The 17,444-nt window shown below is 65.2% G+C and carries 20 protein-coding genes; 17 read left to right on the top strand and 3 right to left on the bottom strand.

Features of this window, described 5'->3' with window-relative positions:
* The first annotated feature begins 165 nt into the window (after nt 1-165).
* From J2X92_RS11785 to J2X92_RS11770, 4 genes are read left to right on the top strand one after another with little or no spacing between them, the layout of a single operon-like run.
* A complete protein-coding gene (locus J2X92_RS11785) occupies nt 166-1,263 on the top strand; it encodes an RluA family pseudouridine synthase (RefSeq protein WP_307575885.1) in 1,098 nt (365 codons plus the stop codon).
* A complete protein-coding gene (locus J2X92_RS11780) occupies nt 1,256-1,927 on the top strand; it encodes an HAD family hydrolase (RefSeq protein ID WP_307575883.1) in 672 nt (223 codons plus the stop codon). Before J2X92_RS11785 ends, J2X92_RS11780 begins: the two co-directional genes overlap by 8 nt.
* 10 nt (nt 1,928-1,937) lie before the next feature.
* On the top strand, nt 1,938-2,309 hold the full coding sequence (locus J2X92_RS11775) for a Rieske (2Fe-2S) protein (protein WP_307575881.1): 372 nt from the start codon (nt 1,938-1,940) through the stop codon (nt 2,307-2,309).
* Between the two features lies 1 nt (nt 2,310).
* A complete protein-coding gene (locus J2X92_RS11770) occupies nt 2,311-3,354 on the top strand; it encodes a S49 family peptidase (protein WP_093018806.1) in 1,044 nt (347 codons plus the stop codon).
* Between the two features lie 14 nt (nt 3,355-3,368).
* On the opposite strand, the gene J2X92_RS11765 is transcribed toward J2X92_RS11770, so the two are convergent.
* Genes J2X92_RS11765 through J2X92_RS11755 form a run of 3 tightly spaced genes read right to left on the bottom strand, consistent with a single transcriptional unit; the run spans nt 3,369 to nt 5,864 of the window.
* Nucleotides 3,369-4,520, bottom strand: a complete 1,152-nt coding sequence (locus J2X92_RS11765) for an MFS transporter (RefSeq protein WP_307575878.1) — start codon at nt 4,518-4,520, stop codon at nt 3,369-3,371.
* 4 nt (nt 4,521-4,524) lie between these two features.
* Nucleotides 4,525-5,286, bottom strand: a complete 762-nt coding sequence (locus J2X92_RS11760; RefSeq protein ID WP_307575876.1) for an SAM-dependent methyltransferase — start codon at nt 5,284-5,286, stop codon at nt 4,525-4,527.
* Nucleotides 5,283-5,864 carry a Maf family protein gene (locus J2X92_RS11755; protein WP_307575875.1) on the bottom strand — a complete coding sequence of 194 codons (582 nt, stop codon included), beginning with the start codon at nt 5,862-5,864 and terminating at the stop codon, nt 5,283-5,285. The genes J2X92_RS11760 and J2X92_RS11755 overlap by 4 nt, the downstream gene beginning before the upstream one ends.
* Before the next feature lie 83 nt (nt 5,865-5,947).
* Here J2X92_RS11755 and J2X92_RS11750 point away from each other — a divergent pair, with 83 nt between their 5' ends.
* From J2X92_RS11750 to J2X92_RS11690, 13 genes are all read left to right on the top strand, one after another.
* The gene (locus J2X92_RS11750; RefSeq protein ID WP_307575873.1) at nt 5,948-6,505 is read left to right on the top strand and encodes a YceD family protein; all 558 of its coding nucleotides are present in this window, start codon (nt 5,948-5,950) and stop codon (nt 6,503-6,505) included.
* A gap of 146 nt (nt 6,506-6,651) precedes the next feature.
* Nucleotides 6,652-6,834: a 50S ribosomal protein L32 gene (gene rpmF / locus J2X92_RS11745; RefSeq protein WP_007830466.1), complete on the top strand. Its 183-nt coding sequence runs from the start codon at nt 6,652-6,654 to the stop codon at nt 6,832-6,834.
* A 61-nt stretch (nt 6,835-6,895) separates the two neighbouring features.
* Entirely contained in the window at nt 6,896-7,993 is a 1,098-nt protein-coding gene (gene plsX / locus J2X92_RS11740; protein ID WP_307575872.1) for a phosphate acyltransferase PlsX, read from the top strand.
* Nucleotides 7,993-8,970 carry a beta-ketoacyl-ACP synthase III gene (locus J2X92_RS11735; protein WP_307575871.1) on the top strand — a complete coding sequence of 326 codons (978 nt, stop codon included), beginning with the start codon at nt 7,993-7,995 and terminating at the stop codon, nt 8,968-8,970. The genes plsX and J2X92_RS11735 overlap by 1 nt, the downstream gene beginning before the upstream one ends.
* Before the next feature lie 52 nt (nt 8,971-9,022).
* Entirely contained in the window at nt 9,023-9,976 is a 954-nt protein-coding gene (gene fabD / locus J2X92_RS11730; RefSeq protein ID WP_307575870.1) for an ACP S-malonyltransferase, read from the top strand.
* A 25-nt stretch (nt 9,977-10,001) separates the two neighbouring features.
* The gene (gene fabG / locus J2X92_RS11725) at nt 10,002-10,745 is read left to right on the top strand and encodes a 3-oxoacyl-ACP reductase FabG (protein ID WP_055804189.1); all 744 of its coding nucleotides are present in this window, start codon (nt 10,002-10,004) and stop codon (nt 10,743-10,745) included.
* Between the two features lie 102 nt (nt 10,746-10,847).
* The gene (gene acpP / locus J2X92_RS11720; protein ID WP_007830471.1) at nt 10,848-11,087 is read left to right on the top strand and encodes an acyl carrier protein; all 240 of its coding nucleotides are present in this window, start codon (nt 10,848-10,850) and stop codon (nt 11,085-11,087) included.
* Between the two features lie 96 nt (nt 11,088-11,183).
* Entirely contained in the window at nt 11,184-12,428 is a 1,245-nt protein-coding gene (gene fabF, locus J2X92_RS11715) for a beta-ketoacyl-ACP synthase II (protein ID WP_307575869.1), read from the top strand.
* Between the two features lie 31 nt (nt 12,429-12,459).
* Nucleotides 12,460-12,924 carry a hypothetical protein gene (locus J2X92_RS11710; protein WP_307575868.1) on the top strand — a complete coding sequence of 155 codons (465 nt, stop codon included), beginning with the start codon at nt 12,460-12,462 and terminating at the stop codon, nt 12,922-12,924.
* 18 nt (nt 12,925-12,942) lie between these two features.
* A complete protein-coding gene (gene rpoE, locus J2X92_RS11705) occupies nt 12,943-13,617 on the top strand; it encodes an RNA polymerase sigma factor RpoE (protein WP_307575866.1) in 675 nt (224 codons plus the stop codon).
* Between the two features lie 17 nt (nt 13,618-13,634).
* On the top strand, nt 13,635-14,306 hold the full coding sequence (locus J2X92_RS11700) for a sigma-E factor negative regulatory protein (protein ID WP_307575865.1): 672 nt from the start codon (nt 13,635-13,637) through the stop codon (nt 14,304-14,306).
* Between the two features lie 21 nt (nt 14,307-14,327).
* Nucleotides 14,328-15,386 carry a MucB/RseB C-terminal domain-containing protein gene (locus J2X92_RS11695; protein ID WP_307575863.1) on the top strand — a complete coding sequence of 353 codons (1,059 nt, stop codon included), beginning with the start codon at nt 14,328-14,330 and terminating at the stop codon, nt 15,384-15,386.
* 95 nt (nt 15,387-15,481) lie between these two features.
* Complete coding sequence (locus J2X92_RS11690; RefSeq protein ID WP_307575862.1) at nt 15,482-16,975, top strand: DegQ family serine endoprotease; 1,494 nt, start codon at nt 15,482-15,484, stop codon at nt 16,973-16,975.
* Nucleotides 16,976-17,444: the final 469 nt, after the last annotated feature.

The raw sequence follows: 17,444 nt of genomic DNA, 5'->3' as shown, positions 1-17,444 counted from the left end.
TCGTGGGTGTCGGCTTGACTTGGGTGCAGGGTCTGCCACTTTGCGCGATTGCGCGGGGTTTGCAGTCTCGGCGCCAAAGCGGCATCGACCTCGCAGCGTTGTCCTGGGCGTTTGACTGCAGTGATCTAAACTTCTGTCTAATCAAGCACTTACACGACCGCGCTGGTGAAAAACATTATAGGTGCGAAGCAAAGCCCTGCGGCCGCTCCAAATCCCGCAGATCAAAAAGCTGCGGCGGATGCCGGAGCGCCGCATGCGTCAATCAAATTCATTACTGTGGACGCCGAGTCCGCCGGGCAGCGCCTGGACAACTTCCTGTTCCGCCACCTGAAGGGCGTGCCCAAGACGCATGTCTACCGGATCATCCGGTCGGGCGAGGTGCGCATCAACAAGGGGCGGGCGCAGGCCGACTCCCGCATCGAGACTGGCGACGTGCTGCGGCTGCCGCCGGTACGGATTTCGCCGCGTGCCGAAGAGGGCGCCACGGCGCCGGCGCCGGCGCGCGAATTTCCGGTGCTGCTGGAAGACGACGCGCTGATGGCCATCGACAAGCCCGCCGGTGTGGCGGTGCATGGCGGCAGCGGGGTTAGCTTTGGCGTGATCGAGCAGCTGCGAACAGCGCGGCCGGGCGCCAAATTCCTGGAACTCGTGCACCGGCTCGACCGCGAGACGTCGGGCATCCTGCTGGTGGCCAAGAAGCGCAGCGCGCTGGTGGCGCTGCAGGACCAGTTCCGCGAGCGCGAAACCGGCAAGACCTACCTCGCACTCGTCGAAGGTGCCTGGCCCGCCAACAAGAAGGTGCTCGACGCGCCGCTCGCGAAATATCTGCTGCCTGGCGACGGTGCCGGCGCCGGCGAGCGCCGGGTGCGCGTGGTCGCCAAGGACCATCCCGATGCCATGCGCGCCGTGACGCTGGTGCGCGTGCTGGCGCGACTCACGCTGCCGGGCGATGCTGCGCCGTTGTCTCTGCTGGCGGTCACCATCAAGACCGGCCGCACGCACCAGATCCGCGTGCACCTTGCATCGGCAGGCCATGCGATTGCGGGCGACGACAAGTACGGCGACTTCGAACGCCAGCGTGTGCTCCATAAACTCGGCCTCCGGCGCATGTTCCTGCATGCCTGGCGGTTGCAGTTCAACCATCCCTCGACCGGCGAGCGCGTGGCGCTGCAGGCCGGCCTGCCGCCCGAACTGCATGCGTTGATGCCGCCCCAGGCGCTCGAGGCGCTTGCCCAACATCCGACTCCTACGGCCAATGACTGAATCCTCCAGACCCCTGCGTTTCGACCTGATCGCCTTCGATTGGGACGGCACCCTCTACGACTCCACGCGGCTCATCGTGCGCTGCATCCAGGCGGCCGTGATCGACGTGGGCGGTGCCAAGCCCAGCGAGAACGATGCCGCATGGGTCATCGGCCTGGGCCTTGCCGAGGCCCTGGCGCGCGCCGCCCCCGACGTGCCGAAGGAAAAATACGCCGAGCTCGGCGCACGCTACCGCTATCACTACCTGCAGCACCAGGACGACCTCGTGCTGTTCGACGGCGTGCTGCAGATGCTCGATGCCTTGCGCGCGCGTGGCCACAAGCTGGCGGTGGCCACGGGCAAATCGCGCCGTGGCCTCAACGAGGCACTGAAGTCGATGGCGCTGCGCGACCGCTTCGATGCATCGCGTACCGCCGACGAGACTTTCGGCAAGCCCCATCCGCGCATGCTGCTGGAGTTGATGGAAGAGCTCGACATTCCAGCCGAGCGCACGCTGATGGTCGGTGACACCACGCACGACCTGCAATTGGCGCTCAATGCCGGCTGCGCCAGCGTGGGCGTGAGCTACGGCGCGCATGAGCCCGAGAGCTTCGACGTGCTGAAGCCGCTGTTCGTGGCCCACTCGGTGGCCAGCCTCGAGGCATGGCTTCTCGACAACGCCTGAAAATCGGTCGATGAGCGAAGAAGAGCCAATTCCCCTTTGCAACGCCTCGGACCTGGTTGAAGGCGGGCGCGCCGTGCCTTTCGATGTGGTCTACGGCGGCGAAACCTGCCGCGCCTTTGCAGTGCGCTTCGAAGGTCAGCCGCATGCCTACCTGAACCGATGCAGCCACGTGGCGATGGAACTCGATTTCCAGCCCGACCGCTTCTTCGACGACAGCGGCCAGTGGCTGCTCTGCGCCACGCATGGCGCGGTCTACAAGCCGGACACCGGCGAGTGTGCCGGCGGCCCATGCCGCGGTGGGCTCGTGAAGATCGCCCTCAGCGAACGTGACGGCGTGGTGCACTGGCATACTGCCTGGAACCTCCATCCCTTGACTTTTTGAAATGACCGACCCGAACCGCACGGAACCCGAAGGTTTTGATCCTTTTGAGCCGGCCACTCCCATTGCGTCCTCGCAGGGCGCACCAAGAAACATGGCCAAAGATCCGACGCAACGTCCAGGGTGGGAGCGCGCAACGCTCGAGAAGCTTGCCTTCGCCTCGCTGAACGAGCAGAGGGCCGCGCGCCGCTGGAAGACCTTCACGCGCCTTTCGTGGCTCGCGTTCTTCATCTTTCTGGTTTGGCTCGCGATGTCGCGCAACGCGCCGAGCGCCGCCAAGACCACGGCCCACACCGCGGTGGTCGAAATCAAGGGCGAAATCGCCAACGGCGGCGACGCGAGCGCGGAATTCGTCGTGGCCGCAATGAAGACCGCTTTCGAGGACGAGGGCGCCAAGGGCATCGTGCTGCTGATCAACTCGCCCGGCGGCAGCCCCGTGCAGGCCGGCATCATCAGCGACGAGATCAAGCGCCTGAAGGCCAAGCACAAGAAGCCGGTCTACGCGGTGGTCGAAGAAACCTGCGCTTCGGCCGCCTATTACATCGCCGCCGCCACCGACAAGATCTTCGTCGACAAGGCCAGCATCGTCGGCAGCATCGGCGTGCTGATGGATGGCTTCGGCTTCACCGGCGTCATGGACAAGGTCGGCGTCGAACGCCGCTTGCTCACCGCCGGCGAGAACAAGGGCTTCCTCGATCCGTTCAGCCCGATGAGCGACGCGCAGCGCGCCCATGCCCAGACCATGCTGAACCAGATCCACACGCAGTTCATCAACGTGGTGAAGGCAGGGCGCGGCGACCGGCTCAAGCTCGACACCCCGGGGCTTTTCAGCGGCCTGTTCTGGAGCGGCGAACAAGCCGTTGCGTTCGGCCTGGCTGACCAGCTCGGCAATGTCGACTACGTCGCACGCGAGGTGATCAAGGCGGAAGAGGTGACCGACTACACGCGGCGCGACAACGTGGCTGAAAAGCTGGCCAAGAAATTCGGCGCCGCGATGGGCGACGCCACCGTGCGCTCGCTGCAGTTCGCTACGCCGGCGCTGCGCTGAGGTCGGCGGCCGGCTCAGCTTGGGCTGCCGCTGTCCGTGAAACGGGCCGATGCGGCCAGCGCCGCGGCAAAAACCACGACCACATAGAGCGCGGCCGTCAGCGAAGTGGCCCGGGCCAGCAGCCCGATGACGGCGGGTCCGGCCATGAAGCCCAGGTAGGCGATGGCCGAGACGGCCGCGATGCCCGTTGCGGCTTCGACGCCGGGCACGCGGGCCGACGCACCGAACAAGATCGGCACCACGTTCGCGAAGCCCACGCCCACCCCCGCGAAGCCGATCAGCGCGAGCCAGGGCAGGTCGGTCAGCAGAACCAGGGTCATGGCCGCCGCCGCGAGCACGCCGCTGCCGAGCAGCAGTGCAGCCGGCGAGAAGCGCGCACGCATCGCATCGCCACCGAAACGCGCGGCTGCCATGGCGGCCGAAAAACTTGCATACGCCAGAGCGGCCTGCTTTTGCGGGCTGCCAAGTTCCTGCTGCATGTAGAGCACGCTCCAGTCGTAGATCGCGCCTTCGGCAATCAGGCCCAGCGCGGCGAGCAATCCCAGCACCGCGAGCACGCCGCGAGGTAGCCGGAATGCGTGGTCGGCCGGAGATGCATCGCTGGCGGCAGGCGGCTTGGGGAGCATGTGCCACGCAGACACGGCCACCATCAGCACCATGGCGGCTGCGACCCACAACAGATGCGCCTGCGCGCCTACCCCCGCGGCCAATGCCGCGCTACCGCTTGCCGCGCCGGCCATGCCGCCCAGGCTGAACATGCCGTGCATGCCGCTCATCAAAGGCTTTCCGCCAAACCGCTCGAGTTGCGCCGCTTCGGCGTTGATGGCCACGTCGAACACGCTGGTGACAAGGCCGAAGGCCGCCAGCAGCGCCAAGAGGAAGAGATAGCCCGGCATCGCGATCAGCCCCGCCAGCAGCAGTGCGTAGATACAGCCGCAGAGGGCGGCCATGCGCCGCGGGCCGTGGCCGCCGATCCATCGCCCGGCGCTGGTCAGGCCGAACATCGCGCCGGCACCCGCTGCGAGCAGGGCCAGCCCCAACTCGGCCTCATCGATGCCGTAGTGCGCCTTGACCGTGGGAACGTGCACGCCCCAGGTAGCGAAGATGAACCCGGAAGAAAAGAACTGCGCGCGTGAGGCCCATCGGGTGCCAGCGGTCACCACCATCGCGTCAGCGCCCGATCGCGAACACCGCGGGCAGGCGTTCGTCCGCCGGGCTTTGCGCCTTGGAGCGCCAAGTCTTCACCGTTTCGCTGCGCACCTGGGCCGTTGCGAGCGTCAGCCCGCGCGCCACTGCGAGCCGTGTGTTGTGCTGCAGCGTTTGCACCAGCGCCTGAAGCAGCGCGGCATTGCGGTAAGGCGTTTCGATGAACAGCTGCGTCTGGCCGGTCTTGAGGGCCAACGCCTCGAGCTCCCGGATGCGGACCTGGCGCTCGCCCGAATCCTGCGGCAGGTAGCCCACGAAGGCAAAGTTCTGTCCGTTGAGGCCGCTGGCCGCCAGTGCAAGCAGCAGCGAGACAGGCCCGGTGAGCGGCACCACGGCAATTCCGAGCTCGTGCGCGGCGCGCGCCACCGAGGACCCCGGGTCGGCCACCGCCGGCATGCCGGCTTCGCTGAGCAGCCCGATGTCGTGGCCTTCGAGTGCGGAGGCCAGCAACGGCTTCGCATCGAACTGGCCGGCATGGTCGCCTTTCTTGTGCACCTCGCGCGGCAGTTCGCGAATGTCTTGTGCCTGAAGTGGTGCGGCCAGCGGAACGACTGCATCGATGCGCTTCAGGTAGGCGCGTGCCGACTTGGCGTTCTCGCAGATCCAATGGGTGATACCGGCGGCCGCCTGCAGCGTACCGAGGGGCAAGGCGTCCTGCAGCGGCGCTTGTATATCGCAGCCGAAGTCGAGCGGCGCAGGCACCAGGTAGAGCTTGCCGCGGGTCACAGCAGATCGACCCCGGCGGAACGCAGCATCCGGCAGGTGCGGATCAGCGGCAGGCCGACAAGGGCGGTGGGGTCGTCGCTGTCGATCGCGCTCAGCAACGCGATGCCGAGGCCTTCGCTCTTGGCACTGCCCGCGCAGTCGTAGGGTTGATCGGCTTGCAGATAGTGTTCGATGGCCGCATCGCTGAGTTCGCGAAACACCACCCGGACCGGCGCCAGGTCGCGCTGGACGAAACCCGTGGCCTGGCAGACGACGGCAACGGCGGTCTGGAACACCAGCGTCTGGCCGCGCATCCGGCGCAGCTGGGCCGTGGCGCGCGCGTGGTCGCCTGGCTTGCCGAGCGCCTCACCGGCGAGGTCGGCCACCTGGTCGGAGCCGATCACCACGGCCTCGGGGAACCGGGCGGCGACCGCCTGAGCTTTTTCGAGCGCCAGGCGCTCGGCCAGCTCGCGCGGCGTTTCTCCGATCTGGGCGGTCTCGTCGACTTCCGGGGGCTGCACGTCGAAAGGCAGGTGAAGGCGCGCCAAAAGCTCGCGGCGATAGCGCGATGTCGAGGCAAGGATCAAGGTGCGTTGCATGGCGCCGATTGTGCGTGAGCCGCGCAAAAGCCTTTGGCAGCGCTCTGCTGATTCCCGCGGCCCGGCGCGCTAGACTGGTGGGAATGAAGAGAGAATTTGTCCCCGAACGGCTCGACGTGGCCGCCTTTGCCGCCGAAGCCGCGGCGCTTTCAGCCGACGACCCGGTCCCCAACTATCCCCGGCTGGTGCAGGAACTCGCTTTGCCGGCGCCCGATGCCGTGGTCAGCTGGGAAGCCGTGGGCGAGCAGCGCACCGGCGCCTTGGGCAAGGTCGAGCCCTGGCTGCATCTGACGGCTGAGACGACCGTGCCGCTGGTGTGCCAGCGCTGCTTGGCACCAGTGGATACGCTTGTTGCATCCGACCGCTGGTTCCGTTTCGTGGCCGACGAAGCCACCGCAGACGCCGAAGACGACGAATCGGAAGAAGACCTGCTTGTCGTGAGCCGAGACTTCGACCTTCGCGCCCTGATCGAGGACGAGCTATTGATGGAAATTCCTGTCATGCCGGTGCACGAGGTCTGCCCCACGCCGATCCAGCTTTCGTCGAGCGACGACGACTTCCAGGCGGCTGAAGAGGCCAAGCCCAACCCGTTCGCGGTGCTCGGCGCGTTGCGTTCGCGCAAGCCGGACGGGGGCAAGTAGCCCTTTTCCTCAGGCTAGGCTATAATCATGGGCTTCGCGCGCGCCGCCGTGAGCAGCAAGACAGACCAAGGCATTCCATACATGCCCCTGTATTGCCACCGCCAGAGAGCGCATCCAATCACTCACCTAACAGTCCAGGAGCCATCATGGCCGTCCAGCAAAACAAGAAGTCGCCTTCCAAGCGCGGCATGCACCGTTCCCACAATGCGCTGGTCGTGCCCGGCATCGCCGTGGAACCGACCACCGGCGAAACGCATCTGCGTCACCACATCAGCCCCAACGGTTTCTACCGTGGCCGCCAGGTGCTCAAGAACAAGTCCGAAGCCTGATTTCGCATCCCAAGGCCAAGGCCCGAAGCTACTTTTGCTGTAGCGTCGGGCCTTTGTTTTGATGGCTACGCCTTCTTCCCCCGAATTCACAGCTGCGCCTTCTGCAATCACGCTCGCCGTCGATTGCATGGGAGGTGACCATGGGCCGCGCGTCACGCTCGCGGCCTGCCGCGCGTTTCTCGAGCGGCACAGCGAAGCCTCGCTGCTGCTGGTTGGTGCGCCCGCCGCATTGGCCGGATTTGCCGCGCATCCGCGTGCTCGCATCGTTGCGGCCAGTGAAGTGGTGGGCATGGACGATCCGATCGAAATTGCCCTGCGCAAGAAGAAAGACTCTTCGATGCGCATTGCCATCCAGCAGGTCAAGGACGGTTCGGCTCAGGCGGCTATTTCCGCCGGCAACACTGGTGCCCTGATGGCCATTGCGCGCTATCTGCTGAAAACACTCGACGGCATCGACCGTCCCGCCATCGCGCCGCAACTCCCCAATGCCAAAGGGGGCGCGACAACGGTGCTGGACCTGGGTGCCAATGTCGATTGCGATGCGGAAGACCTGCTCCAGTTTGCCGTCCTAGGATCGGCCCTCGTTTCCGCGCTGACCGGCAATGAGACGCCTTCGGTCGGTTTGCTCAACATTGGCGAAGAGGCCATCAAGGGCAGCGAAACGATCAAAAAAGCCAGCCAACTGCTGCGTACAGCCGCGAACTCGAAAGATTTGAACTTCTACGGCAACGTGGAGGGCAACGATATCTTCAAGGGAACGACCGACATCGTGGTGTGCGACGGCTTCGTGGGTAACGTCGCGCTGAAAGCCAGCGAAGGGGTTGCCTCGATGATCGGCGACTTCATCCGAATCGAGTTTTCGCGCAGCATTTTGACTAAGGCAGCCGCGATCGTTGCGTATCCGGTGCTAAAAGCTTTTAAAAACCGGCTGGACCATCGTCGGTACAACGGTGCGGCCCTGCTTGGCCTGCGCGGCTTGGTTTTCAAGAGCCATGGCTCGGCTGACGAAGTGGCTTTCGGCCATGCACTGGATCGCGCTTATGATGCCGCTCGCAACAACCTGCTCGATCGCGTGCGGGCCCGTATTGCTCACGCCGCGCCATTGCTCGCGCGGCAGGAGTCGGCGGTGCCTTCCGACGCGGCGGCCCTTCACGTTTGATGAGCTCTTATTCACGCATCACCGGCACAGGCAGCTATCTGCCTCCGCGCCGGGTGACCAACGACGATCTTGCCAAGGAATTGGCAACACGCGGCATCGAGACTTCGAACCAGTGGATTGTCGAACGTACCGGCATCCACGCGCGGCACTTCGCGGCGCCTGAAGTCACGAGCAGTGATCTCGGCCTCGAGGCCGCCCGGCACGCGCTGGAAGCCGCGGGCCGCAAGGCCGAAGATGTCGACCTGATCATCGTCGCCACGTCGACGCCTGACATGGTGTTTCCGTCGTCGGCCGCCATTCTTCAGAACAAGCTCGGCATTGCCGGCTGCCCGGCCTTCGATGTACAGGCGGTCTGCAGCGGCTTTGTCTATGCGCTGACCGTGGCCGACGCGATGATTCGCACCGGCAGCGCGCGATGCGCGCTGGTGATTGGCGCCGAAGTGTTCTCGCGCATCCTTGATTTCAACGATCGCACCACCTGCGTGCTGTTCGGCGACGGTGCAGGTGCCGTGGTGCTCGAGGCCAGCGAAGAGCCCGGCATCCTCGCGAGCGACCTGCATGCGGACGGCAAGCACGTCGGCATTCTTTGCGTACCCGGCCACGTCTCGGGCGGCAATGTGCTGGGCACGCCGCTGCTGCACATGGACGGCCAAGCCGTGTTCAAGCTGGCCGTGCGCGTGCTCGAAGACGCGGCTCGTGCCACGCTTGCAAAGGCGGGCAAGACCGAAGCCGACATCGACTGGCTGATTCCGCACCAGGCCAACATCCGCATCATGGAAGGCACGGCCAAGAAGCTGAAGCTTCCGCGCGAGAAGCTCATCGTCACGGTCAACGAGCACGGCAACACCTCGGCCGCCTCGATTCCGCTGGCGCTCGACGAAGCCGTGCGGTCCGGCAAAGTGAAGAAGGGCGAAACCGTCATGCTCGAAGGCGTGGGCGGCGGCTTCACCTGGGGCGCGGTGCTATTGAACCTGTAGCCATTGCAATGCCCCTCGCGGTGGGGCTGCAGTGCGACATACGCTTGAAACAATGAAATCCTTTGCTTTTGTCTTTCCGGGCCAGGGCTCGCAGGCGGTCGGCATGCTCGACGCCTGGGGCGACCACCCGGCCGTGGCCGAAACCCTGCGCGAAGCCTCCGAGGCGTTGAGCGAAGACATCGCGGCGCTGATCAAGAACGGCCCAAAGGAAGAACTGGCGCTCACCACCAACACTCAGCCGGTGATGCTGGTGGCCGGTGTCGCCGCTTGGCGGGCATGGTTGGCCGAAGGTGGTGCGGCCCCCGCCGTCGTCGCAGGACATTCGCTCGGCGAATACTCCGCGCTGGTGGCCTCGGGTGTTCTCACGTTGGCTCAAGCCGCGCCGCTGGTGCGGTTCAGGGCGCGAGCCATGCAGCAGGCCGTGCCGGTCGGGGTGGGTGCCATGGCGGCCGTCCTCGGCATGGACTCCGCCAAGGTGGTTGCAGGCTGCGCCGAAGCGACCGCGTCCTTTGGCGCCGGCAGTGCCGAGATCGTCGAGGCAGTGAATTTCAATGATCCGATGCAGACCGTGATCGCGGGCAGCAAGGCGGCCGTCGACAAGGCCTGCGAGCTGCTCAAGGCCAATGGTGCCAAGCGCGCACTGCTGCTGCCCGTGTCGGCACCCTTCCATTCGAGCCTGATGAAGCCCGCGGCCGAGGCGCTGCGCGAGAAGCTGACCACGATCACTTTCGCTGCACCGCAGATCCCCGTGTTGAACAACATCGACGTGGCCGTTGAAACCGATCCGGAACGCATCCGCGACGCCCTGGTGCGCCAGGCGGCCGGCCCGGTTCGCTGGGTTGAAAGCGTGCAGGCCTTGAAACTGCGCGGTGTAGCCGCCATCATCGAGTGCGGGCCTGGCAAGGTGCTGGCCGGCATGGTCAAGCGCATCGCTCCCGAACTCGAGGCCGCGTCGGTGTACGACCCGGCAACCCTCGCGGACACCCGACAATTGCTCGCCGGCTGAACGGCCAAGACCCCCGATATTTTTTATGAGCATTCCCAAATTCGAAGGGCAAGTCGCCCTGGTCACTGGCGCGTCGCGCGGCATCGGCGCTGCCATTGCCCTCGAACTGGCGCAGCGCGGCCTCAAGGTGGTCGGCACCGGCACCACCGATGACAGCGCGGCAAAGATCACCTCGGCCCTGAGCGCCTTCGACGGCCGCGGCCGCGCGCTCAACGTGAACGACGCTGCAGCCGTCGACGCGCTGATCGACGAGATCGTGCAGGCCTACGGCGCCATCCATGTGCTGGTCAACAACGCCGGCATCACGCGCGACACGCTCGCCATGCGCATGAAGGACGACGACTGGGACGCGGTGCTGGACACCAATCTCAAGGCCGTGTTCCGCCTGTCACGCGCGGTCATTCGCCCGATGATGAAGCAGCGCTATGGCCGCATCATCAGCATCACGAGCGTGGTCGGCGCCTCCGGCAATGCCGGGCAGGCCAATTACGCGGCGGCCAAGGCCGGTGTGGCGGGCATGACCCGCGCGCTGGCCCGCGAACTCGGCAGCCGCAACATCACGGTCAACTGCGTTGCGCCGGGCTTCATCGAGACCGACATGACGGCCAGCCTGCCCGAAGCCCAGCAGCAGGCGCTGCTCCAGCAGATTCCGCTCGGCCACCTGGGCAAGCCGGCCGACATCGCACATGCCGTGTCGTATCTTGCATCGCCCCAGGCGTCGTACGTGACGGGCCAGGAACTGCACGTCAACGGCGGCATGCACATGTAATTGCCGCAAGGCGCAAACTTTCCCCGTACCGGGTGCACGGCAAATGCCACAATGCGCCCGGCTAAAATCCACCGATTACCTACAACCCTCAGAGGGAACCAAATGAGCGATATCGAAGCACGTGTCAAGAAAATCATCGCCGAGCAACTCGGCGTGGAAGAGTCCCAAGTAACGAACGAAAAGGCCTTCGTGGCCGACCTCGGTGCGGACTCGCTCGACACGGTCGAACTGGTGATGGCACTCGAAGACGAATTCGGCATCGAGATTCCCGATGAAGACGCCGAGAAGATCACCACGGTGCAAAACGCCGTCGACTACGCCACCAAGAATCAAAAGGCCTGATCGGGCCAGCTGGAACTGCCACGGCCGGCGGCGCTTTTCATCGAGCCCGTACGCGCCGCCCGCAGTTGTTCAGCGCATCCAGAAAGGTTTGCCGGCATGACCAAACGCCGCGTCGTCGTGACCGGACTCGGTTGCATCGCTCCTGTCGGAAACACCGCAACCGAATCCTGGGCCAACCTGTTGGCCGGGAAGTCGGGCATTGCGAACATCACCGCGTTCGATGCAAGCGCCTTCGCCTGCAAGTTCGCCGGTGAGGTGAAGGGTTTCGACATCACCCAATACATCTCGGAGAAGGAAGCGCGCCACATGGACCGCTTCATTCATCTGGGGCTTGCCGCCGCCATGCAGGCGGTGCAGGACAGCGGACTGCCGACCGGCGAAGCGCTGCCCTATGAAGAAGCCGTGCGCATCGGCTGCAACATCGGCTCCGGCATCGGCGGCCTGCCGATGATCGAGGAGACGCACGGCGAATACGCGAGCCGCGGCCCGCGCCGCATTTCGCCGTTCTTCGTGCCGGCTTCCATCATCAACATGATCTCGGGCCACGTCTCGATCAAGTACGGCTTCAAGGGCCCGAACATCGCTGTCGTGACCGCCTGCACCACGGGCCTGCATGCCATTGGCACGTCGGCACGCATGATCGAGTACGGCGATGCCGACGTCATGATCGCGGGCGGCGCCGAGTCGACCATTTCTCCGCTCGGCATTGGCGGCTTCACCGCGCCGCGTGCACTCAGCACGCGCAACGACGATCCCGCCACGGCCTCGCGCCCGTGGGACAAGGACCGCGACGGCTTCGTGCTGGGCGAAGGCGCCGGCGTGCTGGTGCTCGAAGAATACGAGCACGCCAAGGCGCGCGGTGCCAAGATCTACGCGGAAGTGGCGGGCTTCGGCCTGACCGGCGACGCCTACCACATGACCGCACCCGACGTCGACGGTCCCCGCCGCTCGATGGCCATGGCGCTGGCCAATGCGGGCGTCAACGCCGACCAAGTGCAGTACCTCAATGCACACGGCACTTCCACGCAGATCGGCGACGTCAACGAGACCAATGCGGTCAAGCTGGCGTTCGGCGACCATGCGAAGAAGCTGGTCGTGAATTCGACCAAGTCGATGACCGGCCACTTGCTGGGCGGCGCCGGCGGCATCGAGTCGGTGTTCACGGTGCTTGCACTTCATCACCAGAAGAGCCCGCCCACCATCAACATCTTCAACCAGGATCCGGAGTGCGACCTCGACTACTGCGCCAACGTGGCGCGCGATCTCAAGATCGATGTCGCGGTCAAGAACAACTTCGGCTTCGGCGGCACCAACGGCACGCTGGTGTTCAAGCGCGCTTGAGCCTTGCTCTTTCATGCACAGCGCACCGTCGGTGACATACCCGGTGGGGCGCTCGCGCGGCGCCACCCGGATCCTGATCGCCACGTGGGCCCTGGGTGCCGGGTGCGCCGGTCTCTCTTGCTATCTGTTCGATAGTGCGGGCTGGCGTCAGCTGCTGCTGATCCTGAGCGTCCTGTTGTCTGGTCTTGCGGCCGGGCTCGGGCTGCGCAGCGACGGCGCGGGTGAGCTGCACTTCGACGGACTGGGCTGGTCGCTCGCGGGCGCTCATCCGGGCCGTGCCGTCCATGCGGCGCGGGCCGCAGTGGCGCTCGATCTGCAGTCTCTGCTGCTGGTCAGGCTGACCCAGACTGGCCGTGCGAGCCGCTGGATCTGGATCGAGCAGCGCGCCATGCCGGAACGCTGGCGCGACCTGCGCCGCGCGGTATATTCGCGCGCCCCGTCGGCGTCGCCCTCCGGCGAGCCTTGGCGAGCCACCGCGCCTGCCGATGCGCCCTGAGCGCCCCCAACTCACTCAATGACCACTTCTCCGCCGCCAGTGCCACCGGACTCCGGCTTGCCCGATGTGTCCGCCGAGGCGCCGCGGCCGGGCGAGGTCGACCTGCTGCTGGTCCAGCGCACGGTCGCGGGTGACCAGAAGGCATTCGAACTGCTGGTCATCAAGTACCAGCGCCGGATCGAGCGCCTCATCGGGCGCATGGTGCGCGACGTCGACCTGGTCGAAGACATTGCGCAGGAAACCTTCATTCGCGCCTACCGCGCGCTCCATCAGTTCCGCGGCGACGCGCAGTTCTACACCTGGCTTTACCGGATCGCGGTGAATACCGCCAAGAAGGCACTGGTAGACATGAAGCGCGACCCGACCATTTCCGAAAGCGCCATGAGGCCGTCTTCTGAAGAGGACGATGAAACTTACCGGCCCGGAAACGAACCAATCAGCGACGAAACCCCCGAATCGGTCCTGGCGGCAAACGAAATCGCCCGCGTGGTCGAGGCGGCCATGGAGGCGTTGCCGTCCGAGCTGCGCCAGGCTGTCACCCTGCGCGAGATCGAGGGCATGAGTTACGAAGAGATTGCCGAGGTCATGGATTGCCCGATCGGCACCGTGCGCTCGCGTATTTTCCGGGCGCGCGAGGCCATTTCGGCCAGGGTCAAACCGCTGCTGGACAACCAGTCCGGCAAGCGTTGGTAGGTAAGCAGGTGAATGAAATGAATCAGACGATGACGGTTCGTGAGCAGGTGTCCGCATTGGCGGACGGTCATTTGCAAGGCGAGGAGTTCGCGCGGGCCATCGAGGCCGTGTGCGCGGACGACGAGGCCCACCGGGTCTGGCGCGCCTATCACCTCGTGGGCGACGTCCTGCGCGCGGGCGCGCACTCGCCATGCAGCGATAGCAGCGCGTTCCTGGCCCGTTTTCAGCAGCGCCTGGCGGCGGAGCCCGTCGCTTCGGCCGCGCCTGTGTCCTCGACCCAGGCGCCAACGATGCATGCGGTGCGGCACAAAACCGACGCAGCCAATGAGCCGGTCTTTCGCTGGAAGCTGGTGGCCGGCGCCGCGTCGCTGGTGGCCGTGGCCGCAATCAGCTGGACGCTGGTCGGAAACGGCGCCCCGTTTCCATCGCAGAGTGCCCAGATAGCAGCAGTGCAGCAGCAGCAACCGGCGGCCAATGCTGTGCTGGCCGCCGCTGCCCCCAGCAATCCGCTGCCCGCCGCTGCGCCGCTGGCGTCGACCCGCGTGGTGGTCGGCGGTGGAAGCCCGCAGGTCATGCTGCGCGACCCGCGGCTCGACCAATTGCTCGAAGCGCACCAGCAAGCCGGCGGTGCTTCGCAAATGCCTTCAGGTTTCCTGCGAAACGCGACCTTCGAAGGCCCGACGCGCTGACGCGCGCCTGCCGTCGCTCCAATGACCGTCCAGATGCCGATCTCTGCACGCGCGTTCGCGCTGGTGTTTGCTGCCTTTTGTCTGGTGCAGATCGCGGCGGCGCAGAGCCGGCCGAGTCCAGCCAATGCCAAGAGCGCGGCCTCTATGCAGGCCGGCGACGCGCCGCCCGCGATGGGCGTCGTCGAATGGCTGCAGCGCATGCACGCCGGCGCCCGGCAGCGGAATTACGTCGGCACCTTCGTGGTTTCGGCAGCGGGCGGTGATCTGTCGAGTGCGCGCATCTGGCATGTGCGCGACGGCGACATGCAGATCGAACGCATCGAGGCCCTGTCCGGCCCGCCGCGCTCCACCTTCAGGCGCAACCACCATGTGATGACCTTCCTGCCAGAGGTAAAGGTCGTGAAGGTCGAGAAACGCGAGAACCTCGATCTTTTTCCCAATCTGCCGGATAAGCCCGATTCTTCGATCGGCGATTTCTACGACGTCCGCGCCATCGGCAAGGACCGCGTGGCGGGTTTCGACGCCGACGTGGTGCAACTGGTGCCGCACGACGGACTGCGCTTCGGCTATCGTATCTGGAGCGAGCGCCGTTCCGGCCTCGTGATGAAACTGCAGACCATCGACAGCGACTCCCGCGTGGTGGAGCAGTCGGCGTTCTCCGAATTGCAGCTCGATGCGCCCGTCAAGGCCCAGGCACTCGCGCAGATGATGGCCAACACCGGCGGCTACCGGATCGAGAAGCTCGAGCTGGAGCGCACCAGCGCACAGGACGAGGGCTGGGCGCTCAAGTCGCCCGTGGCGGGCTTCAAGCCGCGCAGCTTCTATCGCCGCGGCGACAAGACCGGGCAGGACCGAACCGTTCAGTGGACCTTCTCCGATGGCCTTGCCTCGGTGTCGCTTTTCATCGAGCGCTACGATGAGAAACGTGCACCCCGGGATGGTGTGCTCACAATCGGTGCAACCAACGCCATTCGCCGGCGATTGCCCGAGCCGGCGAATGATTGGTGGCTTACCGCCGTGGGCGAGGTGCCGCAGCAGACCCTCAACGCGTTTGCGCAAAGCCTCGCGCGCACGCGCTGATCGGCCGGCCGCGCGCAGCCGGCGCTGAACCAAGTCCGCATCACTGACTCATAGCTCTACTTTTGGCTGTTCTCTGTTCTTTTGAAAGAAAACCGATGATGTTCAAAGTCGAGGGACACAAGCTTCGTTCCTATCTTTTCGCGTTCGGCGTGGCCTGCTCGGCTGCAACGGGTTTCCTGCCGGCAACGCCCGCCATGGCGCAGACGCCGCAGGCGCGCGGATTGCCCGATTTCGCCGATCTGGTGGAGCAGGTCGGCCCCGCGGTGGTCGGCATTCGCACCGTCGAGAAGGTTTCCGCGCGCAGCGGCGGTGGCGGGGAAATGGACGAGGAGATGCAGGAATTTTTCCGGCGCTTTTTCGGCCAGCCGCTGCCCGGCAATCCGCGTCCGGGCCCGCGCCCGAACCGGCCGCAGCAGCCCCAGGAGGAAGAGCGCCCGCGCGGCGTGGGCTCGGGCTTCATCCTCTCGGCCGACGGCTATGTCATGACCAATGCCCACGTGATCGAGGACGCATCCGAAATCCTCGTCACGCTGACCGACAAGCGCGAATTCAAGGCCAAGCTGATCGGCGCCGACAAGCGCAGCGACGTCGCCGTGGTGAAGATCGAGGCGTCCAGCCTGCCCGTGGTCAAGATCGGCGACATCTCGAAGCTGCGCGTTGGCGAATGGGTGATGGCGATCGGTTCGCCCTTTGGCCTGGAGAACACCGTGACCGCCGGCATCGTGAGCGCGAAGCAGCGCGACACCGGCGACCTGGTGCCGCTGATCCAGACCGACGTTGCAATCAACCCCGGCAATTCGGGTGGCCCGCTCATCAATTTGCGCGGCGAGGTCGTCGGCATCAACAGCCAGATCTATTCGCGCTCGGGCGGCTACATGGGCATCTCGTTCTCGATCCCGATCGACGAAGCGATCCGTGTCAGCGAGCAGCTGCGCGCCACCGGTCGGGTTTCGCGCGGTCTCATCGGCGTGACGATTGGTACCGTCTCCAAGGACGTGGCCGAATCGATCGGCCTGGGCAAGGCCCGCGGCGCGCTCGTGAACAGCGTGGTGCCGGGCTCGGCGGCCGACAAGGCCGGCGTGAAGGAAGGCGACATCATCACCAAGTACGGCGACAAGGTCATCGAAACGCCGAGCGACCTCTCGCGTTCCGTGGCCAGCACCAAGCCAGGTGCCAAGAGCACGCTGACCCTGTTCCGCAACGGCGCTTCGCGCGAACTCGCCATCACCGTGGCCGAGGGCGATCCCGAAGCCAAGCCGTCCGGCAAGCGTCAGCAGGATCGCGATGAGCCCCAACCCAAGCCGTCGTCCGCTGCCGGCAAATCGCTCGGCCTGGTGGTCAGCGACCTCACTGACGCGCAGAAGAAGGAGCTCAAGGTGCGCGGCGTGCGTATCGATGCAGCCACCGATGCGGCCGCGAAGGCCGGCTTGCGCGAGGGCGACGTGATTCTCTCGGTCGGCAACATTGAGGTGGCGAGCGTGAAGGAATTCGAGTCCGCGATTGCCAAGGCCGACAAGAACAAGCCGCTCAGCGTGCTGTTCCGCAGGGGCGAGTGGGCGCAATATGCCCTGATCCGACCCGCACGCTGATCCGGCCCCGGCGTCAAGTGGCCCCACCCGTCAGTCGGGTTTGGGGCCTTTTTTTGAGGTGTTTGCGACGCCGGAGCGCCCGGTTTCAAAAAAAATTAGAGGCGAAATTCGCCCCGAATTTGTTTGTGTTCACTAACTTGCGTAAGGGCTTAGGACGGTTTTCGGTAGAATAGAGGTCAGTGGACAGTCAGTCCGGGCATAAAGAGTATGGTTTCCTCCACCATGCGAGATGTCAGACAGCAGTCCACCGGTGCTCCACAGATCGCCCACAAGTTGTTCATAGGGTGCTCCACCGTTCCTGTGGATAAGTTGTTTATATCTTTGATGTTGTGGACCTGCAACGACCCGTTTTGACCCTGTCCCTGGATGTACGTGCCTCCCTTTTTGCCTACAATGAAGTTCCAACTACTGCAGTTGCCATTGCTTGTTGGTTCAGGGCGCGTCTCCAGAAGACGCGCCCTTTTTTCTT

This window comes from Variovorax paradoxus (assembly GCF_030811855.1).
GTDB lineage: Bacteria > Pseudomonadota > Gammaproteobacteria > Burkholderiales > Burkholderiaceae_C > Variovorax > Variovorax paradoxus_L.
The sequence above is the reverse complement of the archived record's forward strand: the minus strand, read 5'-3'. Positions and strand labels throughout refer to the sequence as shown.

Excerpts from the sequence above, each read along its gene's own strand:
- J2X92_RS11750 (WP_307575873.1), top strand. The coding sequence starts at position 5,948 with ATGAAGAGAGAATTTGTCCCCGAACGGCTCGACGTGGCCGCCTTTGCC.
- J2X92_RS11765 (WP_307575878.1), bottom strand. The coding sequence starts at position 4,520 with ATGGTGGTGACCGCTGGCACCCGATGGGCCTCACGCGCGCAGTTCTTT.
- rpmF (WP_007830466.1), top strand. The coding sequence starts at position 6,652 with ATGGCCGTCCAGCAAAACAAGAAGTCGCCTTCCAAGCGCGGCATGCAC.
- J2X92_RS11690 (WP_307575862.1), top strand. The coding sequence starts at position 15,482 with ATGATGTTCAAAGTCGAGGGACACAAGCTTCGTTCCTATCTTTTCGCG.
- plsX (WP_307575872.1), top strand. The coding sequence starts at position 6,896 with ATGGCTACGCCTTCTTCCCCCGAATTCACAGCTGCGCCTTCTGCAATC.
- fabF (WP_307575869.1), top strand. The coding sequence starts at position 11,184 with ATGACCAAACGCCGCGTCGTCGTGACCGGACTCGGTTGCATCGCTCCT.
- fabD (WP_307575870.1), top strand. The coding sequence starts at position 9,023 with ATGAAATCCTTTGCTTTTGTCTTTCCGGGCCAGGGCTCGCAGGCGGTC.
- J2X92_RS11735 (WP_307575871.1), top strand. The coding sequence starts at position 7,993 with ATGAGCTCTTATTCACGCATCACCGGCACAGGCAGCTATCTGCCTCCG.
- J2X92_RS11755 (WP_307575875.1), bottom strand. The coding sequence starts at position 5,864 with ATGCAACGCACCTTGATCCTTGCCTCGACATCGCGCTATCGCCGCGAG.
- J2X92_RS11695 (WP_307575863.1), top strand. The coding sequence starts at position 14,328 with ATGACCGTCCAGATGCCGATCTCTGCACGCGCGTTCGCGCTGGTGTTT.
- rpoE (WP_307575866.1), top strand. The coding sequence starts at position 12,943 with ATGACCACTTCTCCGCCGCCAGTGCCACCGGACTCCGGCTTGCCCGAT.
- J2X92_RS11700 (WP_307575865.1), top strand. The coding sequence starts at position 13,635 with ATGAATCAGACGATGACGGTTCGTGAGCAGGTGTCCGCATTGGCGGAC.
- fabG (WP_055804189.1), top strand. The coding sequence starts at position 10,002 with ATGAGCATTCCCAAATTCGAAGGGCAAGTCGCCCTGGTCACTGGCGCG.
- J2X92_RS11780 (WP_307575883.1), top strand. The coding sequence starts at position 1,256 with ATGACTGAATCCTCCAGACCCCTGCGTTTCGACCTGATCGCCTTCGAT.
- acpP (WP_007830471.1), top strand. The coding sequence starts at position 10,848 with ATGAGCGATATCGAAGCACGTGTCAAGAAAATCATCGCCGAGCAACTC.
- J2X92_RS11775 (WP_307575881.1), top strand. The coding sequence starts at position 1,938 with ATGAGCGAAGAAGAGCCAATTCCCCTTTGCAACGCCTCGGACCTGGTT.
- J2X92_RS11770 (WP_093018806.1), top strand. The coding sequence starts at position 2,311 with ATGACCGACCCGAACCGCACGGAACCCGAAGGTTTTGATCCTTTTGAG.